This is a genomic window from Streptomyces virginiae (assembly GCF_041432505.1).
In the GTDB taxonomy this organism is placed as follows: Bacteria; Actinomycetota; Actinomycetes; order Streptomycetales; family Streptomycetaceae; genus Streptomyces; species Streptomyces virginiae_A.
The window spans coordinates 4,844,773-4,858,682 of sequence record NZ_CP107871.1; the positions used below are offsets into that span (position 1 = coordinate 4,844,773).

Below are 13,910 nucleotides of genomic sequence, written 5' to 3' on the forward strand. Positions count from 1 at the left end.
ATGGCTGACGAGAAGACGACCGACGCCGCCGAGGCGGCGCAGGCCCGCATGCTCCAGGAGCGGCTCGCCTCGCTGAGCCCGGACCAGCGCGAGGTCCTGCTGCGCGCGATGCGCGAGCGCGGCCTCAAGGCGCCCGCCGCCGTGGACGCGGGGGAGAAGGCCGGCGCCCGGCAGGCCGCCGCGCCGCGTCGCACCCGGCGCCCCGACAGCACCATGGAGTTCAGCCTGTTCTTCTTCTCCGGCGACGGCACCGCAGCCGGTCCGGGCAAGTACGACCTGCTCATGGAGAGCGCCCGGATCGCCGACGCCAACGGCTTCGCCGGGATCTGGGTGCCCGAGCGGCACTTCGTGGACTTCGGCGGGCTCTACCCCAACCCGTCGGTCCTGGCCGCGGCCATCGCCGTGCAGACGCAGTCGATCCAGATCCGGGCGGGCAGCTGCGTGCTGCCGCTGCACCACCCGGTGCGCGTCGCCGAGGAATGGGCGGTCGTCGACAACCTGTCCGGCGGCCGGGCCGCGATCTCCGCCGCCTCCGGCTGGCACCCCGACGACTTCCTCCTGGCCCCCGGCGACGGGCAGCAGCGCTACCCGCGCCGCAAGGAGGAGATGTTCGAGGCGATCGAGACGATCCGGCGGCTGTGGGCCGGGGAGAGCGTCGAACTGCCGCGCGCCGACGGCTCGCTCCAGTCGGTACGCACCCTGCCGCGCCCGATCCAGCCCGAACTCCCGGTGTGGGTGTCCGCGCAGGGCAGCCCCGAGACGTTCGTCAAGGCCGGTGAGGCCGGCGCCTACCTGCTGACCGGTCTCGTCGCCCAGCGGCCCGCCGACCTCAAGGACAAGATCGCCGCCTACCGCGAGGCGCTCGTCGGGGCCGGGCACGACCCGTCCCGCGCCAAGGTCACCGCGATGGTGCACACGTTCCTGGACTCCGACGACGAGAGCGCCCGGGAGATCGTGCGGGAGCCGCTGACCGGCTACCTCAAGACCTTCCTCGCGCAGCAGGACAGCTTCGGCAGCGAGTACTCCAAGCTCTCCGAGGCCGAGCGCGACGTGATGCTGAACGCCACCTTCGAGCGGTACTTCGACACGCTCGCGCTCCTCGGCACGCCCGACAAGTGCGAGTCCCTCATCGAGGACCTCGTCGACATCGGTGTGGACGAGGTGGCCTGCCTGGTCGACTTCGGCCTCGCGCCGGGCCAGGTCGTCAAGGGCCTGGAACACCTCACCGAACTCAAGAACCGGTACCGGGCCGTCGAGGCCGCCGAGGCCGCCGCCGAAGGAGACCAGTCGTGACCGAACTCGCCCACCGGCTGGCCGGCCTCACCCCCGCCCAGCGGGCCCTCCTCGACAAGAAGATGCGCGAGCGCGCCGGGACGCCCGCGACGGCCGGCCCCATCCCCCGGCGCACGGGCGGCGACCGGATACCGCTCACCGTGGACCAGGAGCGCATCTGGCTCATCCACCAGTTCGACGCCGAAGACCCGGTCTACAACGTCTACTTCGCCTCGAAGCTGCACGGCGCGCTGGACCGGGACGCGCTCCAGCGCGCCACCGACGCCTTCGTGCAGCGCCACGAGGCGATGCGCACCACCTTCGAGCAGGACGGCCACGCCCCCGTCCAGGTCGTCCACCCGGCCATGAAGGTGCCGGTCCGCCACGTCGACCTGCGCTCCGTACCGCAGGAGCGGCGCGAGGCGGAGCTGACGCGCCTGGCCACCGAGGAGATGCGCGCCCCCTTCGACCTGGTCGAGGGACCGCTGCTGCGCATCGCGGTGCTGCGGGTCGCCGACGATCAGCACGTGCTCGTCGGCACCGTCGACCACCTGGTCTGGGACCGCGGCTCGATGGGCATCTTCAACGCCGAGTTCGCCGAGTTCTACACGGCGTTCGCGACGGGCCGCGCGCCGCAGCTCCCGCCCGTCGAGGTGCACTACGCGGACTACTCCGCGTGGCAGCCGCGATGGCTGCGCGAGGAGGTCCGGCACAAGCACCTGCCGTACTGGAAGAAGAAGCTCGAAGGCGCCGAACTGGTCCTGGAGCTGCCCACCGACCGGCCGCGCCCGCCGGTCATGACCTCCAACGGCGCCCGCTACCAGTTCCCGCTCACCCCGGAGCTGACCCAGGCGATCCGCGACCTCGCCAAGCGCGAGGACGTCACGATCAACATCGTGCTGCTCGCCGCCTGGAAGACGCTGCTGCACCGGCTCACCGGCCAACGGGACGTGGTCGTCGGCACCACCTCGTCCACCCGCGGCAGGCCCGAGACCGAGCCGATGATCGGCTACTTCCTCACGATGCTGCCGCTGCGCACCACGGTCTCGCCCGCGATGACGGTCCGCGAGCTGCTCCAGGCGACCCGCTCCACCATGCTGGGCGCCTTCGACCACTTCGACATCCCGTTCGGCACCCTGCTGGACGAGCTCGACATCCCCCGCGACCCCAGTCGGACGCCGATCTACCAGGCCTCCTTCATCCTGGTGGACTTCGTCCACGAGGACCCGCCGCCGATGGCCGGGCTGCGCGTCGAGGAGCTGATGCTCGACAACGCCACCGCCAAGGACGACGTGTTCCTCGGGTTCCTCGACGACCCGCAGCTCGCCGCCGACCACCTGCACGGCCTGTTCGAGTACAACACCGACCTGTTCGACGAGAGCACGATGGCGCGGATGGCCCGTCAGGTCGTGCGGCTCCTGGAGCAGATGACCGAGGACGCCGGCAGCACCGTCGAGGACCTGTCCCTGGTCGACGCCGACGAGGCACACACCCTGCTCGTCGAGTGGAACGACACCGAGGTCGAGCGCGAGCCGGGCCTCGGCCTGGACGAACTGGTACGCCGCCAGGCCGCCGCCACCCCCGACGCGGTCGCCGTCTCCTGCGGCGACGAGCGGCTGACGTACGGCGAACTCCTGGACCGTTCCGGCCGGCTGGCGTCCCACCTGCAGGCGCGGGGCGTCGCCCCCGAGACCGTCGTCGGCGTCTGCCTGGACCGCTCGGTGGACCTCGTCGTCGCCCTGCTCGGCGTGATCATGTCGGGCGGCGCCTACCTGCCGCTCGACGCCGCCTACCCGGCGCAGCGCCTGGCCGACATGACCGGCGACGCCGGCGCCGGCTTCCTGCTCACCCGGGAGGGGCTGCTCGGCGCGCTCGCCGACTGCCCCGGCGAGCGGATCCGCCTGGACACCGACGCGCAGGCGATCGCCGCCGCGCCCGCCGTCCCGGCGAAGCCCGCCTCCGGTGAGGACCGCCTCGCGTACGTCATCTTCACCTCCGGTTCCACCGGCCGCCCCAAGGGCGTCGAGGTGACCCACCGCAACCTGGTCAACCTGCTGCTGGCCATGGCCCGGGAGACCGGGCTCGCCCCCGGCGACACGCTCGCCGCCGTCACCCCCGTCACCTTCGACATCGCGGGCCTGGAGCTGTACGCCCCGCTGATCAGTGGGGCCCGGACGCACGTCGTCACCAAGGAGCAGGCCGTCGACGGCCGGCGGCTCGCCGAACTGCTCGCCGAGACCGGTGCCACCGTCATGCAGGCCACCCCGGCCACCTGGCACCTGCTGGTGGAGGCGGGCTGGCGCAACGACGGCTCGCTGCGCGTCCTGGTCGGCGGCGAGGCCCTGCCGCCCGCCCTGGCCGAGCAGCTGGTCCGCGAGCCCGGCCGCACCTGGAACGTGTACGGACCCACCGAGACCACGATCTGGTCCACGTTCCGACGCCTGGACAGCGGCACCGAGCAGATCTCCATCGGCCGACCGCTCGACAACACGCAGGTGTACGTCCTGGACGACCGGCTCGCCCCGGTCCCCGTCGGCATGCCCGGCGACCTGTACCTGGGCGGCACCGGTGTCGCCCGCGGCTACCGCGGCCGGCCCGGCCTGACCGCGGAGCGGTTCGTACCCGATCCGTTCGGCGGCCGCCCCGGCGCCCGCCTCTACTTCACCGGGGACAAGGCGCGGCTGCGCGAGGACGGCACGCTCGTCTTCCTCGGTCGCGACGACGGCCAGGTCAAGCTGCGCGGCTTCCGCATCGAGCTGGGCGAGATCGAGGCCCGGCTGGAGGAGCACCCGGCGGTGCGCCGCGCGGTCGCCCTGGTCCGCGAGGACCGCCCCGGCGACAAGCGGCTCACCGGCTACGTCGAGTCCGCCGACGAGGCGCTGGGCGCCGAGGAGCTGCGCGAGCACCTGCGCGGCTTCCTGCCCGACTACATGGTCCCCGCCGCGATCGTCCGCCTGGAGACCTTCCCCCTGAACACCAGCGGGAAGATCGACCGCCGGGCCCTGCCCGCCCCCGCCGCCCCGCGCGACGCGGCGAGCTACGTGCCGCCGCGCGACGCCGTCGAGCTGGAGGTCGCGCACATCTGGGAGGAGGTCCTCGGGGTCTCGCCGATCGGCCTGCACGACCGGTTCTTCGACCTGGGCGGTCACTCGCTGCTCGTGCTGCGCCTGATGGCGGAGATCGAGAAGCGGTTCGGCCGGCAGCTCCCGATGGCGGCGATCTTCCGGGGCGCCACCGTCGAGCGGTTCGCCCGGATGCTGCGCGAGGGCTACCAGGACGAGACCGGGGTGCACCTGGTCGAGCTCGGCTCCGGCGACGGCACCGGCTCTCCGGTGTTCTTCGCCCACCCGGCCGGCAGCGAGGTCGTCTGCTACATGCCCTTCGCGGCGCTCGTCGAGCCCGCCGGGCGCCCGCTGTACGCCCTGGCCTCGCCGCCGCCCGTCGACGGCGCGCTGCCGTTCACCGGTTTCGGTGACCGCGCCGCCCAGTACGCCGCGCTGATCCGTGAGACCCAGCCCGAAGGCCCGTACACGGTGGCCGGCTGGTGCTACGGCGGCGCGAACGCCTTCGCCGTCGCGGGGGAGCTGGAGAAGAGCGGCGCCGAGGTGTCGGTGGTCATGATGGACGCGCACGCGCCCGCCGTCGTGCCGGCCGGTTCCGAGCCGGACCCGGCCGAGATCGTCGAGGCCATCGCCGCCAACCTGCAGTGGGACTACGGGCAGCGCCTCAAGCCGCTCGCCGAACTCCAGGCCATGGACGAGGACGCGCACCTCGACTACCTGCTCGGCATCGCCCGCGACTGCGACTACCTGCCGCCGGACGCCGGCCGGGAGCAGATCCGCGACATCTACGCGTTGTGGGTCGCCAACCTGCGCCTGGTGTGGAACTTCCGGCCCGACCCCGTGAAGGGCAAGGTCACGCTGATCCGCGCCGACGAGGAGGAGTGGGACCTCGCGACCTCCTGGAACGCGCTGACCGGACAGCACTTCGACGTCCGCACGGTCGGCGGCAACCACTACACGATGATGCGCCACCCCCACATCGAGGGCGTCGCCGACGTCCTCAACCAGGTACTGAACGGCGCTGCCGGGAACGGCGGAGGCGACCATGCTTGAGCTGCTGAAGGACCGGACCTACATCCGGTACTGGCTGGCCGTCGTCGCCTCCTTCCTCGGTGACGCCATCACCAAGATCACCCTGATCTACGTGGTGGCCACCGAGACCGACGACCCCGTCCTGTACGTCTCCCTGGTCGTCATCGCGCAGCTGCTGCCCTTCGGCGTACTCGGCGCGTTCGTGGGCCCGCTGGCCGACCGGCTGCCCGCCCGGCTGCTCATGGTCGGCTCGGACCTGGTCCGCTTCGTCCTGGTGCTCGCGATGATCGTCGTACGGGACTCCCCACTGCTGCTGCTCGTCCTCATCCTGCTCAGCGGCATCGCCAAGGCCTTCTTCGAGACGGCCCGGATCACCGCGATCCCGCTGATCGTGCGCGGGCACAGCATCCCCACGGCGGTCGCCCTCTTCCAGTCCACCAACCACACCCTCAACCTGGTGGGCCCGGCGCTCGGCGGTCTGCTCATCGCCTTCGGCAGCGTCACCACGGTCTTCGTGCTCGACGCCGTGACGTTCGTGGTCTCGGCGGTGCTGCTCGCCGGCATGGCGGTCCTGCGGGAGGTGCCCGTGCGGGGCGCCGACAGCGGCCGCGAGGGGTACTGGCAGTCGCTGCGCACCGGCATCTCCGGTGTGCTCGCCGTCCCCTCGCTGCGCTTCCTGGCGATCGTCATGGTCCCGGTGATGCTGGTCCTCGGCCTGTTCACCACCAACCTCAACTCCCAGCTCCTGAGCGTCTTCGAGCTGCCGGCCTTCGAGTACGGGCTGGCGCAGGCCGGCTTCGGCGCGGGCTGTGTGATCGGCGCGCTCACCGGTCCGCCGCTGGTGCGCCGCTACTCCGACCGGGGGCTGCTCATCGGGTCGATCGTGCTCTTCGGCGCCTCCCTGCTGCTGCTCGCCCCCACGGGCAGCGTGTGGGACGCCACCGACCAAGGCGTCCTCGGTCTGATCGTCGTCCTGCTCTGGTGCGTCCTGGCCGGGCTGGGCTCGGGGCTCTTCCAGGTGCCGGTCGCCAACACGCTGCTCAGCGACCTGCCCGAGGAGCTGCGCGGTCGGGGCGTCGGCCTGCTCAACGCCCTGATGGTCAACTTCACCGTCCTCGGCGTGGTCGTCGGAGGCCTGCTCGCCGGGCTCGTCGGCATCGCCGCATCCATCGTCGTGGCCGGCGCCGTCCTGGTCGTCGCGGCCCTCGTCCTCCTCGTCCCCCGGCTGCGCGGCGGCCGCGGCGGGCGGGCGGGCGCCCCGGAACCGGAGGCCGTCGCATGAGTACGCTCGACCTGCCCGTCCTTCCCCTGACCCCCGCCCAGCGGCGGCTGTGGGCGCTGGGCCAACTCCGGCCCGCCGACCCGTTCTTCAGCATCCCCTTCGCGATCACCGTCGAGGGATCGCTCGACGTCGACGCCCTGCGGCGCGCCCTGGACGCCCTCGTGCGGCGGCACGACGCGCTGCGGGTGCGGATCGTGCGGGACGCCGGCGGCGAGCCCGTCCAGCGGATCGGGGCGCCCGCCCCGGGCGCCCTCGACCCGATCGACGTGACACGGGAAGAGGCGGCCGCCCGCGCGGACGCCTTCGCCCGGACCCCGTTCGACCTGGACGGCGGACCGCTGCTGCGGGCCGAGCTGCTGTGCCTGTCCCCGACGAGCCACCAACTCCTCGTCGGTGTCCACCACATCGTGTTCGACGGGGCCTCGCTTGACCTGTTCACCACCGAACTCGTCGCCCTCTACGGGGCGTTCGCGGCCGGCCGGGTCGACCCGCTGCCCCGGCCCGCCGTCGGGTACGGGGAGTTCCTCGCCGCGCGCACCGCACAGGACGAGGAGGCCAGGCCCGAACGGCTGGCCTACTGGACGCGGCGCCTGGCCGGCGCCCCCGCGCTCCTCGAACTGCCGCTCGCCGGGCCCCGCCGGGCACGCGCCGGGCACACCGGGGCCCGGGTGACCACCGTCGTCCCCGAGCCGGTCGTGGAGCCCCTGCGCCGGCTGGCCCGCACCAAGCGCGCCAGCCTGTTCATGGTGCTCAAGGCCGCCGTGGACGTGGTGCTCAGCCAGTACGGCGGCACCGACGTGCTCACCGGCATGGCCGTCTCCGGCCGCGACACCACCGAGAGCGCCGGCGTCATCGGCTACCTCACCCGGCCCGTCGTCCTGCGCGGCGAGCTCGCCGACGACCCGGAGTTCACCGACCTGATCGGCCGGGTCCGAGGCGACCTCCTGGACGCCCTCGACCACCCCGACCTGCTCGTCGACGAGGTCATGGACCGGCTCGGGCTCGCCCGCGACCCGAGCTACCACCCGCTCTACCAGGTCATGTACACGCACGCGCCGGCCGCGCCCGTCCACGAGGCCGCCGGCTCCCGGTTCGGCGCGGCCGAGCTGCGCCTGCCCACCATGAAGACCGACCTGGCGATCGACACCGTGGAGACCGAGAACGGCCTGCTGGCCCTCGCGGACTTCCGCACCGACCTCTTCGACGAGGCCACCGTCCGCCTGCTGCTCGACCGGCTGCGCCTGGTCCTGGAGCGGATCGGCGCCGACCCGACGGCCCGGGTCTCCGCGCTGCTGCGCACCGACGCCCCGGCGCCCGCGGCCGCCTACGAGGACGGCGCCACCCTGCACGAGCTGGTCGCCGAGCAGATCGCCCGCACCCCCGACGCGGTCGCCGTGGCCGCCGGGGCGCGCACCTGGACGTACCGCGAACTCGACCGCGCCGCGGACCGGGTGGCGGCGCGCCTGCAGGCGCTCGGCGTCGGCCCCGAGACCCCCGTCGGGGTGTGCGCCCCGAAGTCCTTCGCGCTGGCCGCCGCCCAACTCGGCGTGGTCCGGGCGGGCGGCACCTGCGTACCGCTCGACCCGGAGCTGCCCGCGTTCCTGCTGCGGCTCGCCGTGGACGACGCGGGGCTGCGGACGGTCCTCGCCGACGCCTACTCCGGCGCGCTGTTCGACCGCACCAGGGTCGACGTGCTCGACCCGCAGGACATCGCCGACGACGAGGACGGGCCGGCGCCGCAGACCGTACGGGTCACCGCGCGGGGCGCCGCCTGGGTGTTGCGCACGGCCGGTGTCACCGGCGAGCCGCGCGCGGTCGTCGCCGAGCACCGCAACCTGGTGTCCCGACTGCGCTGGGCCCACCGCGAGCTGCCCGCCACCGTCTTCGAGGCGGTCGCCCAGCTGGCGGCCCCGGACGCGCCGGCCGCGTTCCTGGAGCTGTTCGGCCCGCTCACCCGCGGCGGCCGCGCGGTCGTCCCCACCGGCGCCGACGAGGCCACCGTGCTCGCGGCCCCCGCCGAGCTGGCCGGGCTGCTCACCGGGGGCGCGCGGGTCCCCGTACTCACCACGGGCGAGCCGCTGTTCCCGGGCACCCTCGCGGCCGTGGTGGCCGCCGGGGGCACGGACGTGCACCAGCTGTACGGCTGCGCGGAGACGGCCGGACCCGTGCTCGCGGGCCCGGTGCGGGCCCCGGAGGGCGAGGACCACGGGCCCTTGCCGCTGGGTCTGCCGGCCGGCGCCACCGCGTACGTCCTGGATCCGCGCGGCGCGATCGCGGCCACCGGCGCGATCGGTGAGCTGCACATCGGCGGCCCGGCCGTCACCCGCGGCTACCTGGACCGGGGCGGCCGCACCGCCGAACGCTTCCGGCCCGACCCGTTCGGCGGCGAGCCCGGCGCCCGCCTGTTCGCCACCGGCGACCTGGCCCGCCGGCTTCCCGACGGGCGGATCGTCTTCGCCGGCCGGGCCGCCGACCACGCCCTGGTGCGGGGCGTCCGCGTGGCCGCCCTCGACGTCGAGGCCGCGCTGCTCGCCCACCCGGGCGTCGCCCGGGCGCAGGTCCTCACCGACCCGGCGGACGGCTCCCTCGCCGCGGCCGCGACGGCCCGGCCGGGCGCGGACCTGACCGTCGAAGCCCTCCGTACCCACCTGCGGGACCTGCTGCCCGGCCACCTGCAGCCCGCCCGGCTGCACCTGGCCGGCCGGCTGCCGCTGCTGCCGGGCGGGCGCCCCGACCGGGAGGCGATCGCCAAGCTGCTCGCCGAGGCGGCCGCCGCCGAGGCCGCCCGACCGGCCGGAGGGGCCGACGACGCGCGGCCGGCGAGCGACGCCGAACGGACCGTCGCCGAGGCCTGGGAGCAGGTGCTGGGGCGCACCGTCGGCGCGTCGGAGAACTTCTTCGACGTCGGCGGTAACTCGCTGCTCCTGATCCGGCTGCGCGACCGGCTGCGTACCGCACTGGACCGCGAGGTCGACGTCGTGGACCTGTTCCGGCACTCCACCGTCCGGGCCATGGCCACCTTCCTGGGCGGCGCCCCCGCCACGGACGCCCCGTCGGCCGCCGGGGAGCGCGTGCAGAGCCGGGCCCAGGCCCGCGCCGAGGCCATGCGCGCCCGCGGCCGTGTCCGCCAGACCAGCACACCGATACCGAGGAAGCGATGAACGACCGGCAACAGCGCACGCTCTACCAGTGGTTCGAGGAATCGGCCCTGCGTCACACCGGCCTGCCCGCCCTGGAGATCGGCGACGAGGTACTGACCTACGGCGAGCTGCGCGCCCTCGCGCTCACCCTCGCCGACCGCATCGCCGCCAAGCACGGCTCCCTGCCCGCCCGGGTGGCGCTCGCCGCCACCCGCTCGGTCGCCGCGTACGCCGGCTACCTGGCGATCCAGCGGCTCGGCGCGGCGCTCGTCCCGCTCAACCCCGACTACCCCGCGCAGCGCAATCTCGACATCGCCCAACGGGCCGGTGTCGAGGTGGCCCTGGTGGACACCCGGTCCGCCGACCTGTTCACCCGGCTGCCCGAACGCCACCGGCCCACCGTCCTCGGTCTCGACGAGGACGAGCGGGCGTCCGGCACGGCGACCGAGGTACTGGAGCGGTCGCTGCCGCCGGTCCCGGACGACCCGGACCGCGAGGCCTACCTGATGTTCACGTCGGGTTCCACCGGCCAGCCCAAGGGCGTGCCGATCCGGCACCGGAACACCTCGCTGTTCCTCGCGCACACCATCGAGCGGTACGAGATCGCGCCGGGCGCCCGGCTCACCCAGACCTTCGGCCTGACCTTCGACGCGTCCGTCATCGACCTGTTCGCGACCTGGGGCGGCGGCGCCACCCTGGTGGTGCCGCTCGCCGCCGACCTCTACCGGCCGATCGACTTCGTCGTCGAGCGCGAGCTCACCCACTGGTTCTCGGTGCCCTCGGTGATCCGTGAGGCGCAGCGGCTCGGCAACCTGCCGACGGGCCGCGCCGTGAACCTGCGGCACAGCATGTTCGGCGCCGAGCCGGTCACCGCGCAGCACGCCGAACTGTGGCGCGCGGTCGCCCCGAACGCCGTCATCCACAACGTGTACGGGCCCACCGAGCTGACGGTGTGCTGCACCAACCACGCGCTGTCCGGACCGGCCGAGGACTGGCCGGAGTTCTCCAACGGCACCGTGCCCATCGGCGTCCCGTTGCCGGGCAACGAGACGGTGCTGCTGGACGAGAACGGCCTGGCGGCCGACGAGGGCGAGCTGTGCGTGCGCGGCGCGCAGCGCTTCGGCGGCTACCTCGACCCGCGCGAGAACGCCGGGCGGTTCGTGTCGTACGAGCCCGACGGCGGCCCCGCGGTGAGCTACGACGGCAGCACCGCGCTGACCGACCGCCACTGGTACCGCACCGGAGACCGGGTCCGGCGCGAGAACGGGCTCTACGTGCACTGGGGCCGCCTCGACCAGCAGGTCAAGGTACGCGGCTTCCGCATCGAGCTCGGCGAGGTCGAGGCGGCCGTGCACCGCCACCCGCACGTCATCGACGCCGCGGTGCTCGCCCTGCCCGGCCCGGACGGCGAGACCGAGCTGGTCGGCGCCTACGCGGGCCGCGAGGTGGACCCCGAGCGGTTCGACTCCTGGCTGCGCGAGCTGCTCCCGCTGCACATGGTGCCCACCTCGCTCACGCACCTGCCGGGCGGGCTGCCGCTCAACGACAACGGCAAGACGGACCGCAAGGCACTGGCGCGGATCCTCGACACGACGGAGGGGTCATGACCGACGCGCCGGAGTACTGGCGAACCGAACTGGCTGGTCTGGAACCGCTGGAGCCGGCCACCGACCGGCCGCGCCCCTCGGCGCGCACCGGCGCCCTGGGCCACGTCACCCGCACCGTCCCGGCCGGTACGGCGCAGGGGCTGGACAAGGCGGCCGCCGAGTACGGCGCCCCGCTGTCCGCCGTACTGCTCGCCGCCTACCAGGTGCTGCTCGGCCGGTGGACCCGCCGCAGTGACCTCGCGGTGGGCGTCCCGGGCCCCGACGGCGGCCTGGCCGTCGTCCGCGCCGACCTGACCGCGGGCCCGGCCTTCGCCGAGCTCGTGGCGCGGACCGACGCCGCGCTGACCCGCGGCCGGGCCGCCGCGCTGCCCGTGGCCCGCCTCGCCGCCGTGTTCGGGCGCGCGGCCGACGGCCACCACCCCGTGGTGCAGGCCCTGTTCACGGACGGGCCGGCCCACCGGGCCGAGGGCGACTGCCCGCCCGACCTGACCCTGGCCCTGGATCCGACCGCCGGACGCGAGGGCCTCGGCCTGCGCGTCGACTTCGCCGCGGAGCTGTTCGACGCGGCGAGCGCGGAGCGGCTCATGGACGGCTACCTCACCTTGCTGACCGCCGTCGCCGAGGCCCCCGGGATCGCGCTGGAGGCGCTCGACCCGCTCGGCGCCGCCGAGCGCGAGCTGCTGCTCGACGTCTGGGGCCGCGGCCGCGCCGCCTTCCCCGAGGACGCGGACGCCGTGGACGTGGCCGATCTGGTCGCCGAGCAGGCCGGGCGCGTACCCGACGCCGTCGCGGTCGTCTTCGGCACCGAGGAGCTCACCTACCGGGAGCTCGACGCCCGCGCCGATCGCCTCGCCCACCACCTGCGCGGCCTCGGCGCCGGCCCCGACGTGCCCGTCGCGGTCTGCCTGGAACGCGGGACCGAACTGATCGTGACGATGCTCGCCGTGCTCCGCTCGGGCGCGGCCTATGTGCCGCTCGATCCCCGGCACCCGGTCGACCGCCTGGAGTTCGTCCTGCGGGACACGGCCGCCCCGGTGGTCGTCACCCAGGAGTCGCTGCGCGGCCGACTGTCCGGCGGCGCCGGCGCGGGGCCGCGCACCCTCGTAGCGGTCGACACCGACGCCGCGGCGATCGCCGCCGCCCCCGTCGTGGAAGCGGCCGCGACAGCCGGGCCCGGGCACCTCGCCTACGTCCTCCACACCTCCGGCTCCACCGGCACCCCCAAGGGCGTCGCCGTCACCCGGGGCGGTTTCCGCAACCTGCTCTGCGGCATGCGGGAGACCTTCCCGTCCCCGGCGAACGAGCGGGTCCTGTTCACCACCTCGGCCACCTTCGACATCGCGGGCGTCGAGGTGTTCCTGCCGCTGATCACCGGCGGCCGGATCATCGGCGCGCACCAGGAGCAGATCCACAACCCGCCGGCCCTCGTCGAGCTGATCGACCGGCACGCCGTCACCCTCGTCCAGGCCACGCCGTCCGCGCTGCGCCCGCTCCTGGACGCCCTCGGCGACCGGCCGCGCGCCCTGGAGATCTTCGCCGCCGGCGAGGCCCTGCCCGCCGAACTGGCCGCACGGATGCTGCGCGCCGGCACCCGCGTCCTCAACGGCTACGGCCCGACGGAGACCACCGTCTACGCCTCCGTCGCCGAGATCGCCGACGCCACCGGCACGGTCCCCATCGGCCGCCCCACCGCCGGCACCGAGCTGTACGTCGTCGACGACGCGGACCGCCCGGTCCCCGTCGGCGTACCCGGGGAGCTGCTCATCGGCGGCGCCGGCGTGGCCCGCGGCTACCTCGGCCGCGACGACCTGACCGCCGAGCGCTTCACCCGGAACCCGTTCGCGGCCGGCCGGGTCTACCGCACCGGCGACCTGGTGCGGTGGCTGCCCGGCGGCGACCTGGAGTTCCTCGGCCGCCTCGACCACCAGGTCAAGGTGCGCGGCTTCCGCATCGAACTCGGCGAGATCGAGGCCGCGCTGCTGGCCCACGAGGACGTCGACTCCTGCGCCGTCGCGGTCCGCGAGGACGTCCCCGGCGAGAAGACGCTCGTGGCGTACGTCGTCCCGGTGTCCGGCCGCCCGGTGCCCGGCATCGGCGCGCTGCGCGACCGGTGCGGGCGCACCCTGCCCGGCTACATGGTGCCCGGTACGTACGTCTTCCTGGACCGGATGCCGCTGACCACCAGCGGCAAGACCGACCGCAAGGCGCTGCCCGCACCCGACGGCGAACGCACCGGCCTGGAGGCCGAGTTCATCGCCCCGCGCACCCCCGCCGAGCGGGCGGTGGCCCGGGTGTGGGCCGAGACGCTGTACGCCGACGAGGTCGGGGCCCAGGACGACTTCTTCGACCTGGGCGGCGACTCTCTGACCGCGACCCGGGTCGCGCTGCGGCTCCAGGAGGACTTCGGCCTGGAGATCCCGGTGCGCACCCTCTTCACCTACTCGACCGTCGAGTCGCTCGCGGGGGCCCTGATCGTCGCCCGCCGCACCGGCGCGTTCCCGGCCGGAGGCTGACC

The 13,910-nt window shown here is 74.4% G+C and carries 6 protein-coding genes; all 6 read left to right on the forward strand.

Features of this window, described 5'->3' with window-relative positions:
* Genes OG624_RS22625 through OG624_RS22650 form a run of 6 tightly spaced genes read left to right on the forward strand, consistent with a single transcriptional unit; the run spans position 1 to position 13,908 of the window.
* Positions 1-1,293: a MupA/Atu3671 family FMN-dependent luciferase-like monooxygenase gene (locus OG624_RS22625; RefSeq protein ID WP_371639776.1), complete on the forward strand. Its 1,293-nt coding sequence runs from the start codon at positions 1-3 to the stop codon at positions 1,291-1,293.
* Positions 1,290-5,387, forward strand: a complete 4,098-nt coding sequence (locus OG624_RS22630; RefSeq protein WP_371639777.1) for a non-ribosomal peptide synthetase — start codon at positions 1,290-1,292, stop codon at positions 5,385-5,387. The genes OG624_RS22625 and OG624_RS22630 overlap by 4 nt, the downstream gene beginning before the upstream one ends.
* Positions 5,380-6,648, forward strand: a complete 1,269-nt coding sequence (locus OG624_RS22635; protein WP_033219273.1) for an MFS transporter — start codon at positions 5,380-5,382, stop codon at positions 6,646-6,648. Before OG624_RS22630 ends, OG624_RS22635 begins: the two co-directional genes overlap by 8 nt.
* Positions 6,645-9,809: a condensation domain-containing protein gene (locus OG624_RS22640; protein ID WP_371639778.1), complete on the forward strand. Its 3,165-nt coding sequence runs from the start codon at positions 6,645-6,647 to the stop codon at positions 9,807-9,809. The genes OG624_RS22635 and OG624_RS22640 overlap by 4 nt, the downstream gene beginning before the upstream one ends.
* The gene (locus OG624_RS22645) at positions 9,806-11,395 is read left to right on the forward strand and encodes an amino acid adenylation domain-containing protein (RefSeq protein WP_371639779.1); all 1,590 of its coding nucleotides are present in this window, start codon (positions 9,806-9,808) and stop codon (positions 11,393-11,395) included. The genes OG624_RS22640 and OG624_RS22645 overlap by 4 nt, the downstream gene beginning before the upstream one ends.
* Positions 11,392-13,908 carry a non-ribosomal peptide synthetase gene (locus OG624_RS22650; RefSeq protein WP_371639780.1) on the forward strand — a complete coding sequence of 839 codons (2,517 nt, stop codon included), beginning with the start codon at positions 11,392-11,394 and terminating at the stop codon, positions 13,906-13,908. Before OG624_RS22645 ends, OG624_RS22650 begins: the two co-directional genes overlap by 4 nt.
* Positions 13,909-13,910 lie beyond the last annotated feature (2 nt).